Source organism: Variovorax sp. OK212 (assembly GCF_900112425.1).
Lineage (GTDB): Bacteria > Pseudomonadota > Gammaproteobacteria > Burkholderiales > Burkholderiaceae_C > Variovorax.
Genome location: NZ_FOLP01000007.1, coordinates 146742 through 165284 on the forward strand (window position 1 = coordinate 146742; position 18543 = coordinate 165284).

18 protein-coding genes are annotated in these 18543 nt (G+C 67.2%); 12 read left to right on the plus strand and 6 right to left on the minus strand.

Features of this window, described 5'->3' with window-relative positions; translation table 11 throughout:
• Window positions 1-77: 77 nt before the first annotated feature.
• Window positions 78-731 (minus strand): hydrolase, encoded by a 654-nt coding sequence (locus BM004_RS21550; protein WP_093132217.1) that lies wholly within the window; start codon window positions 729-731, stop codon window positions 78-80.
• A gap of 148 nt (window positions 732-879) precedes the next feature.
• Between BM004_RS21550 and BM004_RS21555 the strand changes: the two genes are divergently transcribed.
• Complete coding sequence (locus tag BM004_RS21555) at window positions 880-1776, plus strand: LysR family transcriptional regulator (protein ID WP_093216576.1); 897 nt, start codon at window positions 880-882, stop codon at window positions 1774-1776.
• A 159-nt stretch (window positions 1777-1935) separates the two neighbouring features.
• Here BM004_RS21555 and BM004_RS21560 read toward each other — a convergent pair whose 3' ends face one another.
• Window positions 1936-2127: a hypothetical protein gene (locus tag BM004_RS21560; protein WP_256219980.1), complete on the minus strand. Its 192-nt coding sequence runs from the start codon at window positions 2125-2127 to the stop codon at window positions 1936-1938.
• 510 nt (window positions 2128-2637) lie between these two features.
• On the opposite strand from BM004_RS21560, the gene BM004_RS21565 reads away from it, so the two are divergent.
• Window positions 2638-3627, plus strand: coding sequence for an OmpA family protein (locus tag BM004_RS21565; RefSeq protein ID WP_093216581.1), 990 nt, complete (start codon window positions 2638-2640; stop codon window positions 3625-3627).
• A 25-nt stretch (window positions 3628-3652) separates the two neighbouring features.
• Here the strand turns inward: BM004_RS21565 and BM004_RS21570 are convergent, their stop codons facing one another.
• Window positions 3653-4309 (minus strand): hypothetical protein, encoded by a 657-nt coding sequence (locus BM004_RS21570; protein WP_093216584.1) that lies wholly within the window; start codon window positions 4307-4309, stop codon window positions 3653-3655.
• A gap of 50 nt (window positions 4310-4359) precedes the next feature.
• A complete protein-coding gene (locus BM004_RS21575) occupies window positions 4360-4866 on the minus strand; it encodes an Lrp/AsnC family transcriptional regulator (protein ID WP_218152712.1) in 507 nt (168 codons plus the stop codon).
• Window positions 4867-4931: 65 nt separating this feature from the next.
• On the opposite strand from BM004_RS21575, the gene ilvB reads away from it, so the two are divergent.
• From ilvB to BM004_RS21590, 3 genes are all read left to right on the plus strand, one after another.
• The gene (gene ilvB / locus BM004_RS21580) at window positions 4932-6725 is read left to right on the plus strand and encodes a biosynthetic-type acetolactate synthase large subunit (RefSeq protein ID WP_093216586.1); all 1794 of its coding nucleotides are present in this window, start codon (window positions 4932-4934) and stop codon (window positions 6723-6725) included.
• Window positions 6726-7613: 888 nt separating this feature from the next.
• Window positions 7614-8192, plus strand: a complete 579-nt coding sequence (locus BM004_RS21585; RefSeq protein WP_093216589.1) for a TetR/AcrR family transcriptional regulator — start codon at window positions 7614-7616, stop codon at window positions 8190-8192.
• 88 nt (window positions 8193-8280) lie between these two features.
• The gene (locus BM004_RS21590) at window positions 8281-9018 is read left to right on the plus strand and encodes a 3-oxoacyl-ACP reductase family protein (protein WP_093216593.1); all 738 of its coding nucleotides are present in this window, start codon (window positions 8281-8283) and stop codon (window positions 9016-9018) included.
• 48 nt (window positions 9019-9066) lie between these two features.
• On the opposite strand, the gene BM004_RS21595 is transcribed toward BM004_RS21590, so the two are convergent.
• Window positions 9067-10830: a hypothetical protein gene (locus BM004_RS21595; RefSeq protein ID WP_256219981.1), complete on the minus strand. Its 1764-nt coding sequence runs from the start codon at window positions 10828-10830 to the stop codon at window positions 9067-9069.
• Between the two features lie 463 nt (window positions 10831-11293).
• Window positions 11294-11677: a response regulator gene (locus tag BM004_RS21605; protein WP_093132237.1), complete on the minus strand. Its 384-nt coding sequence runs from the start codon at window positions 11675-11677 to the stop codon at window positions 11294-11296.
• Window positions 11678-11908: 231 nt separating this feature from the next.
• On the opposite strand from BM004_RS21605, the gene BM004_RS21610 reads away from it, so the two are divergent.
• The 7 genes from BM004_RS21610 (at window position 11909) to dusA (ending at window position 18352) form a co-directional block, all read left to right on the plus strand.
• Window positions 11909-12241 carry a response regulator gene (locus tag BM004_RS21610; RefSeq protein ID WP_177206559.1) on the plus strand — a complete coding sequence of 111 codons (333 nt, stop codon included), beginning with the start codon at window positions 11909-11911 and terminating at the stop codon, window positions 12239-12241.
• A gap of 102 nt (window positions 12242-12343) precedes the next feature.
• Window positions 12344-13123 carry an acetoacetate decarboxylase family protein gene (locus tag BM004_RS21615; RefSeq protein ID WP_093216599.1) on the plus strand — a complete coding sequence of 260 codons (780 nt, stop codon included), beginning with the start codon at window positions 12344-12346 and terminating at the stop codon, window positions 13121-13123.
• Between the two features lie 34 nt (window positions 13124-13157).
• Complete coding sequence (locus BM004_RS21620) at window positions 13158-13970, plus strand: helix-turn-helix transcriptional regulator (RefSeq protein ID WP_177206560.1); 813 nt, start codon at window positions 13158-13160, stop codon at window positions 13968-13970.
• Window positions 13971-14118: 148 nt separating this feature from the next.
• Window positions 14119-14568 (plus strand): hypothetical protein, encoded by a 450-nt coding sequence (locus BM004_RS21625; RefSeq protein ID WP_143072468.1) that lies wholly within the window; start codon window positions 14119-14121, stop codon window positions 14566-14568.
• Window positions 14553-15035: a type III secretion system chaperone gene (locus tag BM004_RS21630; RefSeq protein WP_143072469.1), complete on the plus strand. Its 483-nt coding sequence runs from the start codon at window positions 14553-14555 to the stop codon at window positions 15033-15035. The genes BM004_RS21625 and BM004_RS21630 overlap by 16 nt, the downstream gene beginning before the upstream one ends.
• Before the next feature lie 26 nt (window positions 15036-15061).
• The gene (locus BM004_RS21635; protein ID WP_093216610.1) at window positions 15062-17161 is read left to right on the plus strand and encodes a patatin-like phospholipase family protein; all 2100 of its coding nucleotides are present in this window, start codon (window positions 15062-15064) and stop codon (window positions 17159-17161) included.
• A 189-nt stretch (window positions 17162-17350) separates the two neighbouring features.
• On the plus strand, window positions 17351-18352 hold the full coding sequence (dusA, locus tag BM004_RS21640) for a tRNA dihydrouridine(20/20a) synthase DusA (protein WP_093216613.1): 1002 nt from the start codon (window positions 17351-17353) through the stop codon (window positions 18350-18352).
• Window positions 18353-18543: the final 191 nt, after the last annotated feature.

Here is an 18543-nt window from a genome sequence, read left to right on the forward strand (position 1 = left end):
GGGATGACGACGCTCGAAAAAAGCGGTCCGTGTCGTTCGGGAACGCAGGCGCCCCGAATCTCCATCCCCCGCTCGAATCACCCAGCGCTGGCAGGCACGGGCGTGTTGAGGAGTTGCTGCTCCCAGAGAAACGCGATGCCGCTGCCGCCGGCATGCTGCGTGATCACCTTGGTCAGCTCGACGGCCTGCTCGGTGCGCGCCCAGTCGCGCTGCCATTCGGCCGCCAGCGCCATCCACGTCATCATGTTGGCGCCGGCCGCGAGCATGCGCTGGATGGCGACCTGGTGGGCCTCGACCGACACGGCGCCCGAGGCGTCGGTGATCACGGTCACGTCCCAGCCTTCGCCGAGCGCCTGGATGGTCGGCATCGCGACGCACACCTCGGTCCACAGCCCGGCAATGATCAGTTGCTTGCGGCCCGTTGCCTTGACGGCGTTCACCACCTTCGGGTCTTCCCAGGTGTTGATGAACGTGCGGTCGATCACCTCCTGGCCGGGGAACACCTCGGTGATCTGCGGGAACAGCAGGCCCCCGCGGTCGGCGATCACCGTCGTCAGGATGGTCGGCACGCCGAAGGCCCGGGCCGCCTTCGCCAGGCCCGCCGTGTTGTTGATCACCATCTGCGGCTCGTGGCTGTTCACATTCGCGAGCTGGTAAGGCTGGTGGTCGATCAGAACGAGGACCGAGTCCTCGGGGCGAAGCAGCGAAGCGAGGCCGTTGCGAAAAGTCATTGATGCATCCTTTGTTGCGGTTGTGAGCGAAGTGGTCGCCGGAAACATGCGCGTTCAGCGACGTCGCCTGTCCGCAGTATTGCGTTCCGCATTCAGGTGCGGTAGTACCATCTTGCGGCGATCTGTGTCGCGTTATGAGGAACGCTGGATGGACATTGAAGACCTTCAAACCTTCGTGGAAGTTGCCAACTCCGGGGGCATTTCGCCGGCCGCGCTGCGGCTCGGCGTGTCCAAGTCGATGGTGAGCCGCCGGCTCGTGCGGCTCGAAGGGGAACTCGGCGTGCAACTGCTGGCGCGGTCCACGCGCGGCGCTTCCCTCACGGAAGCCGGGTCGACGTTCCAGGAATACGCCGCCAGGATCTGCGCCGAAATCGAGGTGGCCAAGGAAACCATCTCGCCCGCCGGCGACCTGAGCGGCCGGCTGCGGATTGCCGTGCCGCTGACTTTCGGCCCGAGCTACTTTGCGCCGATGCTCGCGGAGATGGGGCGGCGCCACCCGGGGCTTCACATCCAGACCTGCTACAGCGATCGCTTCGTCGATCTCATCGGGGAAGGTTTCGATTGCGCGATACGGGTCGGCTATCTGCAGGACTCCAACCTGATTGCAAGGCGCGTCGGCCCGATCTACGGCAAGCTCGTTGCGAGTCCGGACTACGTCGAGGCGCATGGGTCGCCCGAAACGCCGGAGGCGCTGCTCGAGCATCAGGCGCTGATGCAGGGAACCGAGGCATGGCAGCTGATGGATGGCGACAAGATCGTCACGGTGCGCCCCCGGGGCCGCTTCAAGGCCGACAACGGCACGGCCTTGCTCGCCGCCGCGGCAGCAGGACTGGGCATCGCCTACTTGCCCGACTGGCTCACGCACGAGCATGTGACTTCAGGGGCGCTGGTGCCCGTCATGACGCGCCACCCGCCGCCGCCGGCAGGGGCATACGTCATCCGGCCGTCGGGCCAATATCCGGCGCGGAAGATCCGCGTGCTCACCGAGCTTCTGATCGAGTATTGCGACAAGTCGCCGCAGCCCGGGGAAACTGCCGCCGGCTGAGTGGTGAGCCGGCATCGCCCGTTCGAAGCCGGCGATGCAAGGCACCGCCCGCATCGCCGCTCGCTGCGGCAGGGTCGTCGGGTGCATCAGGCGCGAACTTCACGCGGGTTCGCGCACCGACCCTGCCGCTCATGCCCCGTCAGCCGGGGTCCGCCCGCATCAGGCGGCCGGTTGCAGTTCAGCCACGCACTCCTGGAACAACTCCGCCGCCTCGCGTGCCAGTTCGGCTGCGATCCAGAGCACGTTTTCCAGGTGCTTCGGTCCGTCGCCTGTCGTCCATTCGATGCCCTCGCCGTAGCAGCACCACAGCAGCGATCTCAGCTGCTCCAGATTGCTTTCGAGGAGGTCCACCGCGCTGGGACCGGCGGTGTCCGCGGCTGCGGGAGGTGCCGGCGTGGGACGCCGGGCCATAATTCGTTTAGCCATGTTTTGTGCTTTCTTTCCAAAGTAACTGCACTTGATGTGGTCAGACGGTTGGGGTGCTGATACGCCCCGGCCGTCGCCTTTTCTGCTTCGCATTCGCCCCGATGCGTGTGGCACCGAAGGCCCGCCGCGAAGCTTGCGGCTCATTCGTTCGAAATGCTGTGTGTGATGCCTTCCTTGCCCGCTGGGTGGGGCTTTGAGTGTCTGGGGCATCCACTGTAGAGAGGCACGGCGTGGGCAGCGAAACCGAATGCGCTAGTAAGTCTCGAATCGCGCGACGCAATGGTTGCCAAATGCCGCCGCCGAGGCCGGCGGCGACGAGGCGAGGGCACCGCCGGCCATGGCCGCACTCGCAACGGCATAGACCATCCGTCGAATGCCCAACAGCCGATGCCCGCCCTAGCATCCGCAACGTTGCCGCCCACCCCGACGTCTCCGATGAAACAGCTCGCCTTCTTCGCTGCCACGGCCTTGCTTTGCCTGGCCGCATTCGCCGCCGAACCCGCCAAGGACCACCCGCTGGTCGGCCGCTACGAAGGCGCCGTGCTCGACGGCTACAAGGCCGCCGCCTACGACGAGGTCGGGCTCATCAAGGAGCCGTTCCAGAACTGGGCGGGCGGCAAGCCCGAGCTGCTGCAGGTCGAGGGCAAGGTCACGCTGTACCTCTACCGGCTGCCCAAGGAGCGCTCGCTGCTCGAGGTGCAGCGCAACTACGAAGCCAGCCTGAAGGCCAAGGGCTTCGAGGTGCTGTTCACCTGCGGCACGGCCAACGCCTCCTGCTACAAGCCGCGGCCCAACAGCGTGGACACCAACACACCGTACGACTTTGCGCTGGCCTTCGACAACCCCGAGTGGCCGCGCCTGGGCAGCCGCGGCGACTACGCGCGCAACTACTTCGGGGTGAGCGGGCGCTACCTGCTCGCGAAGAAGGCCGGGCCCACGGGCACGGTGTACGCGAGCATCGCGCTGGCCGAGCACAACGCCGACGTCGGCAACCACGCCTTCGTGCGCGTGGTCGAGACCAAGGCGATGGAGGACAACAAGATCGTGTTCGTCGACGCCACGGCCATGCAGAAGAGCCTGGCCGAGACGGGGCGCGTGAACCTGTACGGCATCCTGTTCGACCTGGACAAGGACGTGATCAAGCCCGAGTCGCAGCCCACGCTCGACGAGATGACCAAGCTCATGCGCAACAACCCGCCGCTGAAGCTGTCGGTGGTGGGGCACACCGACGCGCAGGGCGAAGCCAGGCACAACGACGACCTGTCCAAGCGCCGCGCGCTGGCGGTGATCGGGGTGCTGGTGAAGGCGGGGGTCGACCCGCGCCGCTTCACCACGCGCGGGGCAGGGGCCTCGGAGCCGGTGGCGCCGAACGACAACGACGCGGGCCGCGCGAAGAACCGGCGCGTCGAGCTGATCCGGCTTTGAGGCAGAGCTTCAGCTCTTCAGCTTTCTAGCTTTTCAGCACGGCGAACAGCGTCGCCCAGTTGCCGGGCGCCGCGTCGACCAGCGCGTTCAGGTGCAGCTGCAGGCGCGCCGCCACTTCCTGCAGCGGCATGCCGTCGGCCAGCGGCGCCTCGCCGGCGATCTGCGAGATCCACAGGTCGGCGTCTTCGGAGCCGGCTTCTTCGGGCACTTCCCAGCCGCCCGCCGCGCCCAGCAGGTAGCGCAGGTGGTACTCCACGGTGAAGCCGGGCTCGGGCGTGCCTTCGCGCCGCACATGGGCCAGGCGGGCGAGGGTGGCCGCGAGCATGCGGCTGTCGAAGCTGCGGCCGTCGTCGTTGCTGCACAGCTCGGAGCCCTCGCGCGCAAAGCCGACCAGCGCCGCCCAGTAGGCCTTGTCGTGCGTGCCGTCGCGCTGTGCCATGTGACGGCTGGCAAAGCGCGCCATGAGCACCGGGTCGGACATGAGCGGCGACAGCACGAGGTCGCTGCGGAAGTCGAAGCCGAAGAAGTACATCGTGCCGTCGAGCGTGAGGGCCTCGATGGCGCCGACGTGGCCGTCGCGCCCGGCCAGCGGGGCGGGCACGCCGGCGCCGGCTGCGTCGCCTGCGGCGGCTGGCACCGCGGGGGCGGCGGCCGGAGATTTTTTCTTGAAGAAGTCGAACATCCGAAGATCCTTTGGCGAGATTTCAGTGCCCCGCCATGTTCGCAGCTTCTTCAGGTCACGGGCACGCTGGTTTCCTTCAGCACCCTCAGCACGAAGTGCGATTTGCTGTGCCGGATGCCGGGAATCTTGTAGAGCTTTTCGCGCAGCAGCCGTTCGTAGTCACGCGTGTCGCGCACGGCAATGCGAAGGTAGTAGTCGTAGTCGCCGGAGACCAGGTAGGCCTCCTGGATCTCGGGAATGGTGGCCAGCGTGCGGCCGAAGTCGTACAGGGCTTCGTCGGTGTGGCTCTCCAGCGTGACCTGCACGATCACCGAGTCGTGGTAGCCCAGCTTGGCTGCGTCCACGTCCACCGTGTAGCGCTTGATGACGCCCGTGGCCTCCAGTTTCTTGATGCGCGTCCAGCAGCTGGTGGGCGACAGGCCGACCTCGTTGCCGATCTCCTGCAGGGTCTTGCGCGAGTCCAGCAGCAGCACGCGAAGGATGGCCAGGTCGGTCTTGTCGAAAGATCCTTCGAAAGATCCATCGTCGTTGCCAAGGATTTGCCGATTGATTTTCATGAATCGCGCCTAAAGAGCCAAAAGAAAGAAGCATATTTTGCGCCGAAACCGGAAGAATTGACGGCATGCGACTGCTCGACCTACCCCTCACGAACGCCCTGTCCCTTCACCCGGAAGCGCCAGCGCGCATCCGCAACGGCGCCGAAGCCCTGCTCGACACGCTGGTCGAGTGCGGCGTGGACACCATCTTCGGCTACCCCGGCGGCGCCGCATTGCCGCTGTACGACGCGCTGCACGGCGAGCCGCGGCTGCGCCATGTGCTGGTGCGCCACGAGCAGGCGGCCGTGCACGCGGCCGAAGGCTATGCGCGCAGCACGGGCCGCGTGGGCGTGGTGCTGGTGACCTCGGGGCCCGGCGTGGGCAACACCATCACCGGGCTGCTGGACGCGATGAGCGACTCGGTGCCCGTGCTGTGCATCAGCGGGCAGGTGGCCACCGCCGTCATCGGCACGCAGGCTTTCCAGGAGAGCGACGCGCTGGGCATGTCGCGCTCGGTGACCAAGTGGAACAAGCAGGTGCGCTCGGCCGACGACGTGCCCGCGCTGGTGCGCCGCGCGCTGGAGATCGCATCGGGCGGCCGCCCCGGGCCGGTGCTGCTCGACGTGCCCAAGGACATCCAGCTCAACCGCCTGGGTCACGCGCCGCAGTCCGACGCCGTACCGCTGCGCGCGTTGCGCACCAGCCGCTCGGCGCTGCCGCCCAAGGCCATGATGCAGCGCGCGGCAGACCTGCTTTCCACCGCGCGCCGCCCGGTGATCTACGGCGGCGGCGGGCTGGTGAATTCGGGCCCCGCCGCGTGCGAGGCCTTCACCAGGCTCGTGAACCTGATGCACGCGCCGTGCACGCTCACGCTGATGGGGCTGGGCGCGTTCCCGGCGTCGGACGCCAAGTTCATCGGCATGCTGGGCATGCACGGCATGCTCGAAGCCAACCTGGCCATGCACGAGGCCGACCTGGTGGTGTGCATCGGCGCGCGCTTCGACGACCGCGTGACCGGCAAGCTCGACGAGTTCTGCCCGCATGCGCGAAAGATCCACATCGACATCGACCCCGGCAGCATCAACAAGGTGGTGCAGGTCGACGTGCCGATGGTGGGCGACTGCGCGGTGATCCTCAACGGCCTGCTGGAGCTGCTGCCGGCCGAGGGCTTCGCGCCCGAGCGGCTCGCGCCGTGGTGGGCACGCATCGAGCGCTGGCGCGCCGAAGACTGCCTGGCCTTCACGCCGCGCGAGGACGCGATCCTGCCGCAGCAGCTGATGTCGTCGCTGCAGCGCGCCATCACCGCGAGCGGGCGCGACACCATCGTGTCGACCGACGTGGGCCAGCACCAGATGTGGGCTGCGCAGTACCTGCGTTTCGACAGCCCGCGGCACTGGCTCACATCGGGCGGCGCGGGCACCATGGGCTACGGCCTGCCGGCCGCCATCGGCGCGCAGATCGGCCACCCCGAGTCGATGGCCGTGTGCGTGAGCGGCGACGCGTCGGTGCTCATGAACATCCAGGAGCTGTCGACCGCGGTGCAGCACCGCGTGCCGGTGAAGCTGGTGCTGTGCAACAACGGCTACATGGGCATGGTGCGCCAGTGGCAGGAGTTGAACCACGGCAACCGCCTGAGCCACAGCTGGAACGAGGCGCTGCCCGATTTCGTTGCGCTGGCCAAGGCTTTCGGTTGGGGTGCGCGCCGGGTGACCGACCCGGCCGATCTCGAAGACGCACTGGCCGAATGCCTGGCGAGCGAGGGGCCGTTCTTTCTCAATGTGGAAGTGGCTGCGCAGGAGAACTGCTTCCCGATGATGCCGTCGGGGCATGGGCACCACCGGGTGATGCTGGCGAAGGACCGGTGGTACGAGGAGGCTTGAGGGTTCTTTGTCTTGTTCCCTCTCTCGCTGGGAGAGGGCACTGTGCTTTCGATGAAGCGCAGCGCCTGTTCGGAGGCCGATGCCCTCACCCCAACCCTCTCCCGGAGGGAGAGGGAGTAAGACCTCACGCCGCGTTGTGTTGTGCCATGTCCCTGGTCCTGTCTCTCTCTCTCTCGAGAGAGGGCAGAACCTGGCGCAGCGCTTTGCCTTCTGTCTTGTCCCCTCTCCCTCTGGGCGAGGGTCAGGGTGAGGGCATCGGCCTCACAACATCGCGCGGCCTTGATTGCCGCTCACCCTCACCCGAGCCCTCTCCCCAAGGGGAGAGGGGGCGATACCCCACGCGCGCTGTGTGGTGTCGTGTCTCCGGTCTTGTCCCCTCTCCCTCTGGGAGAGGGTTAGGGTGAGGGCATCGGCCTCACAACATCGCGCGGCCTGGATTGCCGCTCACCCTCACCCCAACCCTCTCCCCAAGGGGAGAGGGGGCAATACCCCACGCGCGCTGTGTGGTGTCGTGTCTCCGGTCTTGTCCCCTCTCCCAGAGGGAGAGGGAGTAAGACCTCGCGTCGCGTTGTGTTGTGCCATGTCCCCGGTCCTGTCTCTTTCGAGAGGGGCAGAACCTGGCGCAGCGCTGAGCCTTCTGTCTTGTTCCCTCTCCCTCTGGGAGAGGGTCAGGGTGAGGGCATCGGCCTCACAACATCGCGCGGCCTTGATTGCCGCTCACCCTCACCCCAACCCTCTCCCCAAGGGGAGAGGGGGCAATACCCCACGCGCGCTGTGTGGTGTCGTGTCTCCGGTCTTGTCCCCTCTCCCTTTGGGAGAGGGCGTCATGCGCAAGGCAATGGCCTCATTAGTGGACAGATCAGTCTGAAATAATTTATCCTCCGCCCTATGGCAAGACCCAAAGCATTCGACCGCGAAACCGCCCTGGAGGGCGCCATCCCCGTGTTCTCCGATCTCGGCTACGACGGCACCTCCACCGAGGTGCTGCTCAACGCCATGGGCATCAGCCGACAGAGCATGTACGACACCTTCGGCGACAAGCGCCGCCTCTACCTCGAAGCCCTGCAGCACTACGCGGCGGGCCACGTGGCGGAGCACTTGCGCGTGCTCAACAGCGCGCCTTCGCCGCTGCGCGGCATCGAAGCGATGTTCGAGGCGATGGTCGTCAAGTCCACCCGCGCGGGTGAGCCGGGCTGCCTGGGCATTGGCGCGATCTGCGAATTCGGCCGCTCCGACGACGAGGTCTCGCTGCTGACCGACACCGCCGGGCGCACGTTGCAGGCGGCGCTCGAGCGCCGCGTGGCCGAGGCCAAGGCGGCGGGCGAAGCCGGTGCCGACGTGGACGTGCGCACCGCCGCGCAGTTTCTTGGCGCCACCTTGTCGGGTTTGAAGATTTCCGCGCGGGGAGGGGCTTCGGCCGACGTCCTGCGCGGGGTCGCCCGCCTGGCCATTCGAAGTCTGCGGTAACCGCCGCAGGCCATTCACGCAGCGCCCGCCCGGGCGCGTTTTTTGGCTCTATTCTGGATCGATTGATCCAATAAAAAGGAAGTGCATCGTGTCGAACACTCTCTCGAACAAGGTGGCCTTGGTCACCGGCGGATCGCGCGGCATCGGCGCGGCCATCGTGCGGCGACTCGCACGCGACGGCGCGGCCGTGGCCTTCACCTATTCGGCTTCGGCCGACAAGGCGCAGGCGCTGGTGAAGGACATTGCGGCCGCGGGCGGCGAGGCGCTGGCCATCCAGGCCGACAGCGCCGACGCCGGCGCGGTGCAGCAGGCCGTGGCGCAGACCGCCGAGACCTTCGGGCGCCTCGACATCCTGGTCAACAACGCCGGCGTGCTGACGCACGGCACGGTCGACGACTTTGCCATTGCCGACTTCGACCGCATGGTCGCCGTCAACGTGCGCGCGGTGTTCGTCGGCACGCAGGCCGCGGTGCGGCACATGGGCCAGGGCGGGCGCGTGATCAACATCGGCAGCGTGAGCGCGGAGCGCGCCGGGCTCGCGGGCGCGGCGGTGTACAGCATGACCAAGGGCGCCGTCGCCTCGCTCACCAAGGGGCTGGCGCGCGACCTCGGCGCGCGCGGCATCACGGTGAACGCGGTGCAGCCCGGCCCGACCGAGACCGACATGGCCGCGGAGGAATACCGCGACTGGCTGCGCACGCTGATGGCGCTGGGCCGCATGGGCCAGGACAGCGAGATCGCCAACATGGTGGCATTTCTCGCGGGGCCCGAGTCGAGCTTCGTGACGGGCGCGGCGCTGACGGTGGACGGCGGCTATCTCGCCTGACCGCGCCTGACCGCGCCTGACCGGGCCTGACCGGGCCTGGCAGGGCGCCTACGAGTGCCCGTCCACCCGCATCTGGAACAGGAAGTACGGCGGTATGCACGCACCGTGCCCTTCGGGCTGGCCGTCGGCCTGCGCGCAGATGTAGTCGTCGCGGCAGGCCTGCCCGGCCGAGCAGCTGCGCAGGTTGCCGGGGCGCGTGTGCCTGGCCAGGCATTCGCCGAAGGGCTTCTTCGCGGCGAGGCAGCTGTTGAAGTCGCTCAGGATGGCGATGCCGCCGCAGGTGCCGTTCTTGTCGGCGGGGTCGCAGGGCCCCGAGCACATGCCGCCCGGGAACCCGACCGACGTGGTCTCGCACACCGAAGCCGCGCCTTCGCAGGCAATGCGCGGCCGCTTCTGCGCGCGGTCCAGCCACGGGTTGGCCGAGGGCGTGATGCGCGTGGGTTCGCAGCGCGCGCCGACCGTGGCTTTGCCGGGCGCGGCGTTGGGCTCGTCGGGTTCGCCGGGTTCGGCCAGCGGGCGGAACGGATCGGGCCGCGGCGTCGACAGCGCGGCGCGCACATAGATGGCGCGGCGCGCCAGCTCGTCCTGCACATGCGGTGAATGCGGCACCGCGAGCGCGTTGCCCGTGGTGAAGGTGCGCGAGGCGCCGCGCCGGTCGACGCCCAGCAGGTGAAAGCCCGCGACGGCGCGGCTCTGGTGGCAGCCCGCGCAGCTCAGGTCGTCCAGGCGGCGCAGCACGGCCTGCGGCGATGCCAGCGTGCGGCTGTTTTCCACGGCCTTCCATTCACCGGGTGCGAAGACTTGCGCGAAGGGCTGGTTGGCGAGCCGCTCGAGCCCGCGCGGCGCGACCGAGATGGATTCGGTCGCCAGGAACTTCTCGGGGATCTGCAAGGTGGCTTCGTCCAGCGCCCGCAGGTTGGCGGGCTGCTGCAGCCACTGTTGCAGCTCCTTGCGCAGCGGTGCATCGGCCTTGAGCTTCGCGAAGTCGGGCGTGTTCTCCAGCGGCCCCACGTCGAAGCTTTTTGCGCTCGCGTTCCAGCGGAAAGCGCGCAGCATGTATTCGGCATGGCCGCCCAGGTCAGGCCGCACGGCAGACGGCCAGCGCACGCTCTGCAGGTTGGTCGTGACCTGCGAGATGCGGGCGGGCGCAAGGCGTTGGGGCGCGAGGGGCCCGTCTGTCGATACCAGCCAGCGGCCGGTCGCTTCGTCGCTCATCGAGGCCTGCGGCGGCTGCCAGCGCTTCGCGGCCTCGGCGCAACTTCCGTTGGCATCGGGCGCATCGCCGCGCAGCTCGACGTTCACCGTCATGGGCAGGCGCGACTGCATCGCGGGTGTGCGGTAGGCCAGCCGATAAACCAGCCGCGTTTCTCCGCACGCGCCGTCCTTCTCCTGGAACGGCCGGCGGTCCATGCGGTTGGCCACGCCCACCAGTTCGAAGTAGGCGTCGGGGCTCGCGAGCCAGCGCGCGTCGAACAGGCGGTGCGGGTACTTCGCGATGCCGACGCCGGCCTGCTTGTCGCGCCGCTGGATGCCGGCCAGGCTCGCGCCGATCGGCTCGGTGACGGCGCGCCATGCTGGCGAGCGCATCAGCGCCTGGTTGGTCGCGATGCCGTCGGCGCCCGGTGTCTCGCCGAACCAGCGCGCGAAACCCGCGCCGGATTTTTCCGCGGCCTGCAAGGCAGCGGGCGAGGTGACGAGGAGCACCGGCGCGGCCGCAGTCGTGGCTGTGGTCGTGGCTGCGGTCGTGGCGGTGGCAGCGAGGGCGAACGCCAGCGCAAGACCGGCGGGCAGGCAGTGTTTGAAAAAATGCACGCGGACGATTGTGCCGCGCGCTCAGGCGTTTGCCCCAGGCTGCGAGGGCAGATGATCAGTCGGTGACCAGCGCCGCGTCGACCACGCGCACGCGGTGGTCGATGTAGTAGCCGCCGAACTCGGTAGCGCAGCACGAGCCGCGTGCATGACGTGCAGCGGTACACGTCGCAGCGGTTGAAGGGGAAGTGCAGCACCGAGAGGGGCGCCTCGGGCGAGTCGTATCGCGTGCCCTTGGGGTGCGATTCTTCGAAGGTCGGTTCGTACAGCTCGGGGTCGCGCAGCGTGCCGACCTGCTGCATCAATGCGGCGGGCCAGCGCTCTTCGGTGATGCTTTCCCATGCGGTGGCGCCTTGAAGGCGGCACGGGCACGGTGACGCCGAAGGCGCCGATGCCTGCGCGAGTTGCCGCAGCGTGGCGGCGTCGAGCAGGAGAGGAGAGGGCGTGTTCATGCCCCGAGTCTGCTTCAGCGGCGCGGCGAAATGTTCAGCTGCTTGCAGAATTCGTAGAAGGCCTCGAGCTGCAGCGACTTGTCGAACACCGCGTCCACACCCGCGGACAGCGCGCCTTCGCGCACCTCGGAACTCGCATAGTTCATGAGCACCACCGTGCGCTGGGCCGGGGACTTGTGCTCCTTCAGGTACTGCGCCACCGTCAGCCCGTTGCCTTCGGCCAGGAAGATGTCGATGACCGCGGCGTCCCAGCCCTCGGGGTTGTCCTTGAGCCAGTGAATGGCGTCGTCGGACGTCGTGGCGTTGCCGATGACATCGCATTCGCAAAAGTGTTGCAACCCGTCGGTCAGCGTGTCGGCGATCAGGGGGTTGTCTTCTATCAGGTAGATGCGGGTCATTGGCAGGGCCGGAAAAGCGCTCGTTCTCGTCGTTGTGGCTCGGCTTGTCTCGGGCCGAGGCGGTCATTTTCTCTGCGCAGGGGTGGTGCCGAGTCGGACAACGCCGCCATCTGGCGTAGATCCCTGCGCGTGGAGAGCCTCGGGCGATGCAAGGTCGCGGTTTGTCTGGAAAAATGGAAATCAATGACAACCGAACCAGCTTCATCCGCAGAACAACAAAGAAAACTCAGGGTGCTCCTTGTAGAGGACGACGCCGACACGCTGGCCGCCACGCTGCGTCTGCTCGAGGCCATGGGGCACTGGGCCACCGGCGTGCGCAGCGCCGAGGCGGCCATTGCGCGCTTCTTCGAAGGGGCTTTCGACGTAGTGATGGTGGACATCGGCCTGCCGGCGCTCTCGGGCCGCGACTTTGCCGAGCGGCTGCTGCGCGACCACCGCGTGCCGGTCGTCTTCGTGACCGGGCAGGCCGAACCCGCCCAGACCCTGCCGGGCACCGCGTGGCTGCGCAAGCCCTACACGCTCGAGCAACTGGCGGCGGTGCTGGAAAGTTCGACGGCGCCTTAGGTCCGTAGGCCCCTCAGGCCTTCGGCGCGCGCATCACTGGCGTACAAGACCGCGCGGCGGGGCGGCCGTATCGTGCGGCGGTCTTCCACTTGCACACCTGCGATGCCGCTCTCTTTCACGCCCCCTTTCACTTCGTCCGGCCGCAGCGCGCTGGTGCAGGCGCCGCCATGGCACTACGCCGGCTGGCTGGTCAATGTTGCCTTCGCGTTCGATGCCGCGCGCGGCGCCACGCTGGTGCCACCGGAACTCGGCAAGGCCACCGGCCAGGGCTGCGTGCACTTCGCCGATTGGCAGGCCTGCGGCGACGACGGCCATGAACTGCTCGACCCCGTGTACGCGCAGTACCGCGAGACCATCGTGGTGCTCGAGATCGATGCAAAAGAAGGCGAGGGCGAGCGCTTCTATTGCCCGCTGATCTACGTCGACCAGGACATCTCGATGCTGCGCGGCTGGCTGCAGGGCTGGCCCAAGAAGATAGGGCAGACCTGGGTCACACGCAGCCTGCCGCTGATTCATCCGGCCGCCGCGCCGCTGTCCGCGGGCAGCCGGCTGGGCGCGAGCCTCAGCGTGAAGGAGCGCCGGCTGGTCGATGCCCGCGTCACGCTGACGGGCGAGAAGGCCGGGCGGCTGGGGTTTCTTTCAGCGCCGACCATCGGCGCCGTCGGCTGGCCCGACCTCACGCAGCCTGAACGCGCGGCGGTGCCGCGCTACCTGCGCGCCGACATCATCGACCGCGTCGAGTCGGGCTGGACGGCCGGCAGCGCGAGCCTGCAGTTCCATGCGCACCCGGTCGAGGAACTGGCGCTGCTCGGCGAGGTGCGGGCCACGACCGCCAGCGCGGGGTGGATGGGCATCACCGTGCGCGGTGCGCTCGCTGCGTGAGCTGCAAGGCCTGCATGCCGCTACCCTTCGGGGAATGAAGCCGCCCGCCACCTCCCATGTGATCAGCCTGTGCATGGACGATGGCGCGCAGGTCGAGGCCATGTTCGCGGGCGACCCCAAGGCGCACTTCGACCTGCACTGGCACGCCGAGTGGAGCGTGGGCGCGATCCTGGAAGGGCGCTGCGAATTCACCTGCGCGGGCGAGCGGCAGGTGGCCGAAGCCGGCGACCTGGTGCTGATGGCCCCCTGCATGCTGCACACCGCCGGCGTGAGTGCGCAGGGCTTTCGCATGGTGATGCTGTATGTGCCGCATGCGTGGGTGGCTGCGCAACTCGGGTGGCCCGTTGCGCAGCGGGGCGAGTTGCGCCGGGGTGTCTGGAAGGACGACTTCACGGCGCGCGCATTGGCGCAGGCCGCGCTGTCGGAAGATGGGGGTGAGGTCGGGCGATTGCTTGCGCAGGTTCTTCGCGCGCAGACCGGCGACGCGCTGGTCGCCGTCGAGCGGCAGCTGGCCGACGCCCGCGTCGAAGCGGTCTGCCAGGCCCTTGCCACGGAAGATGCTTGCCGCATCGACCCCGGTGCGCTGGCCCAGCGGCTGGGCGTGTCGCGCGAGCACTTTCACCGGTTGTTCCGCGTCGCTGTCGGCATGACGCCCGCGCACTACGCCCGGCTGGCACGTATCGGTCGCGCCAAGGTGTTGCTGCGCGAAGGCCAGGCGGCGGCCGAGGTGGCGGTGCAATGCGGCTTCACGGACCAGGCGCATTTTTCGAGATGGTTCCGGCGCTGCTTTGGGGTGACGCCGGGGAATTACAGGGCTGTGCGGCGGGGCGCGGAAAGCGCCGTGTAGCGTCGGCGGCCCGCAATGTTCCCATCGGGCGTTGCACTTTCGTTGTATTGGTCGGCTGGCTCGGCGCAAGCTCCACGCGCGCGATGGAACTTTCCCTCGCGCTGGCGTTACTCATGCCGCACACCAAGCAACCAGGAGTGCCGCAGCCATGAGTCCCGAATTCCTACAGTCTTTGCGAGAGCTGGCCCAGGGCGATCCTGCTGCAATGGGGGATGCCGAGCAGGAGGCCGCCACCGGAGAAGGCGAGCGGGCCACGGTGTTCCGCAACGCCCAGTCGGGTGCGTTGACATGCAGCCTGTCGCGTGAAACCACGCAGTTGGACGACGACGGCCGGGCCGCGGTGTGCGAGGCACTTCTGCGCCTCACGGCCAACAGCCGCTTTTCGGAGCATCCGCGAACAGGCTCGCTGGAGCCCGATGGCTCCGCCGCCGTCTCGATGGAACTCGCCGCCCCCCTGCTGGCGGAAACGGACAAGCTGGATGCGGAACTCGATCGCAGCGCCTCGGCGCTGCGCGACTTGCTGAGAACCGGCAGTGCCGCCGTTGCCGCGCTCGATGCGTCCCCGCTCTCGCAGGAGGCCGCATGGATCAAGGTATGACCGAACAGGCCGTGGACATTCCGGTGTTCAAGGAACTGCTGCGCCGCATCGAGGCCGACGCAGGCGGCCCGATCACGCTGGCGTCTCCTCGCAGCTTCGAGTTGCTGATGCCCGACAACCTGCCGGTGCGCGTGACCGTGCACCCCTCGGACACCAGGCTGGTGGTGGACATCTACCTGTACAACGCGCAACTGGTCACGGGCGACCTGCGGACCAACCTGTGCCAGGGCCTGCTGTTGCTGAACCACTCGGGCTTGCGCGGCAGGCCGTTCGCCCTCGGGCTGGACCGGCGTGACTACGTGCTGCTCACAGCCTCCTTCGCGCTGGACGACGCGTTGCTGGACGAATTCACGGTGCACATGGACTACCTGTGCGGCCAGGCGCGAGAGATCCGCGAACTCATCGAAGCCGTCACGTTGGCCAACGAGCAGATCCCCGTCGACATGACGGTTGGCGCCGTGCGCTGAACCCCCTCATTTGCCCGGAGTAACCCATGTCCGACTTCGCGATTCGCAACACGGGCAGCATTGCCCAGACCTGGTCCAAGGAAATGAGCGGCATGAAGCCGCCCATAATCTTCGGGGCCAGGACAACGACCCAGCAGAGCGTGGCCCAGTCGAAGGACGCCTTCAAGAGCTACTGCGAGCACAACCTCTCTTCGCTGAGCAAGTTTGTTCCGGCCCGGGAGATGGCCAGCTTTCAGGGCGCAGCGGCTGCCAAGTTCGACAAGATCGTCAACGCCACTTTCGACAAGGTGCAGGCCGGCACCGACGGCTCCTTCAGGAAGTCCGAGGTCCACGCCGCGCTGAAAACCGCCAACACGGAAGCCCAGGCGGCCATCAAGGAGCTCGCCCAGAGCTTCTACGGCAAGACCGCGATGGACTGGGACAAGCAGGTGGAGTCGGCCAGCACCTTCCCCAAGGGCGACAAGGTCAAGGTGTCGTCGGAGGCTTACGGCGATGCGCACCGCGATTTCTCGCGTTACGTGACGGCCAGGACCGACGACATGCGCGCCCTTGTGCCAGGCGCCAAGCTGGCGCAGTTCGAAGCCGACATCCAGGAGATCCGCAAGCAAGCGCGCGAGACATTGCGTGACGCCCAGGCCGAGTGCCGAGCGCAGGGCGGCAAGATGCCGGCCTCCCAGTTCCAGGCCACCGTGCGCGAGGTGCACACGGCGATGCTCGGCCGGCTCATTGCGTTGAGTGACCGCAGCACCGAGACAGACATTACCCCGCAAGTCGTCAAGGGCGCCTCCGGCGGCTTCACCCTCATCCGCAAGGCGCCGTCGCTGGAAAACCTCGTGCTGCAAGGCGGTGGCGCCAAGGGCGTGGGCAATCCCCCGGCCTTGCTCGAGCTGGGCAAGCTGGGCGTGATCGGTGGCCTCAAGCATGTCGTGGGCACCTCCGCGGGCGCGCTGACCGCTGCCTGCCTGGCGTCGGGCATGTCGGGAACGGCCTTCCAGGCGCTGATGGACAACACGCCCATGCCGAGCCTGGCCGACGACTTGCCCAATTTCGGCGCCATCTATCCAGGGATGCAGTTCAAGGATTCGTCGGACGTGGGTCGCTTCGATCGCTTCGCCATCTCGCACGCCGGGGGCGGCAAGGATTTCTCCGCGCAGAAGGCGTTGGCCATCCTCGACGAGCAGACCTCGCGCAGCGTGGGCGCCTTCGTGGACAAGAACGCACAGGCGATTTCAGATGCCGTGGGTGACGGCCGCATCACGCAGCAGGAAGCAGACCGGCTCGATGTGTTCAAGGGGCTGACCGCTGCGTCTTTCACCCAGGACCGCACCAACATGATGCTGACCTTCAACGATTTGTCGATCCTGAGCAAGATCAAGCCGGAGACATTCAAGGAACTCACGCTCACAGGCTTCAACAAGACGGACAGGCAGACCGAGATGTTCAACCGGACGACAACGCCGGACATGCCGGTGGCGCTGGCCGGACGCATCTCGATGGCCATTCCCGTCTACTTCGAATCCGTCATGCATGGCGGAAAGGAATATGTGGACGGCGGCGTGGGCAGCAACGTGCCATCCGAGGCGGTGAAACCGACAGACACCGACAGGCTTGTGCAGCAGGACGCCATGGCAAAGACCATGGTGATGGTCTTCGACGACAACGGCAAGGGCTTCAAGACCTTGCATGGACGGAACCTGGAAGTCGCGCCGCCGACTCGCAAGGAGGTGAACGATCTCGGCGCGCGCGTGGTGCGCGATGCATCCGGCGCCGACTATTTGCAGACCCTCTCCAACGACAAGGTCAAGACATACGCCTCCGGTCCCAATGTGCACGTCGTCTTCCATGGCAACGTGGACACCTTCGACCTGAACGCCACGGCGGCTCAGAAGAGCTTCGCCAAGGAAATGGCCACGATGAAGACGCTGGAGCAGATCCAGAACAAGCAGAACGAAGCCGTGGAGGTAGAGCTCGACAGCGTGGCGCAGGCGCTGGGCTTCCTGTCGATCGCCGAAAAGGGCGCGGTCGTCGCCCAGGGAGAACCGCAGGCTCGGCATTTTGCGCAGGCGGACGACTACAACGCAGCCAAGGCGCTCTATGACGGCTGCCGAGGCGAACTGCGCTCCTGAGGACGTGCGCGCGGGGGCTGACGAATGCCCCCGCCATGACCCGTTTGTCGTTCCGGTATGGGATACCTGTGAAAATGCGCGCTGTACGCGCCGCCAGAGCGGGGCCCCTACGCTGGCCTTGGCACGCTCCTGCGGTTGCGGTGTGAAATTGCGAATGGGTATTGCGCCCCCCATAGACCGCCTCCAGCCTTGAAAAACACAGAACCCAATCCGAGTCACAGCCTTTGGCGCCTGTCGGTCGCACCCATGATGGACTGGACCGACCGCCATTGCCGCTACCTCCACCGCCTGCTGTCCCGCCACGCATTGCTCTACACCGAGATGGTGACGACGGGCGCGCTGATCCATGGCGACGTGCCGCGGCACCTTCGCTTCAACGCCGAAGAGCACCCGCTGGCGCTGCAGCTCGGCGGCAGCGAGCCGGCCGACCTGGCGCATTGCGCGAAGCTGGGCGAGGAGTGGGGCTACGACGAGATCAACCTGAACTGCGGCTGCCCGAGCGAGCGCGTGCAGCGCGGCGCGTTCGGCGCCTGCCTGATGAACGAGCCGCAACTGGTGGCCGACTGCGTGAAGGCGATGGTCGACGTGGTCGGCATTCCGGTCACGGTGAAGCACCGCATCGGCATCGACAAGATCGAGAGCTACGAGTTCGTGCGCGACTTCGTCGGCAAGGTGAGCGAGGCGGGTTGCGAGACTTTCATCGTGCATGCGCGCAACGCCTGGCTGCAGGGCCTGAGCCCGAAGCAGAACCGCGAGATTCCGCCGCTGCGCTACGAGCTGGTGCACCGGCTGAAGCACGAGTTTCCGTCGCTGCGCTTTGCCATCAACGGCGGCATTTCGGTGAACGCGCAGGTGTACGAGCACCTGCGCCTGCTCGACGGCGTGATGGTGGGCCGCGAGGCGTACCACAACCCCTGGTGGCTGGCCGAGTGGGACGCCGAGTTCTACGGCGCCGCGCCGCAGGCGCTGACGCGCGAAGAGGTCGAGTCGCTGATGTGCGACTACATGGCCCGCGAAGCCGCCGAGCACGGCACGAACTGGTGGTCGATCGCGCGCCACATGCTGGGCCTGCGCAACGGCCTGCCGGGCGCGCGCCGCTGGCGCCAGGTGTGGAGCGACCACAAGATGAAGACGCGGCCGGCGCACGAGGTCATGGCCCTGGCGCACGAGTCGGTCGCGCAAGCCGCCTGACGGCCGGCGCAGCGCGCTCTCTTTTTCTTCTTTCGAGGCACACCGGCCGCCATGCGCGGCGCGCGGTGTTTTCCTCTGCACGCCTCTGCTTCCTTGAAATGAAACACTGTTTCGAAATCTCTACGGTGTGATATCTGGCGCGTCAACCGTTTTTTGCTGAAAAATGAGGAGCATCAGGGAAATAAAAAAGG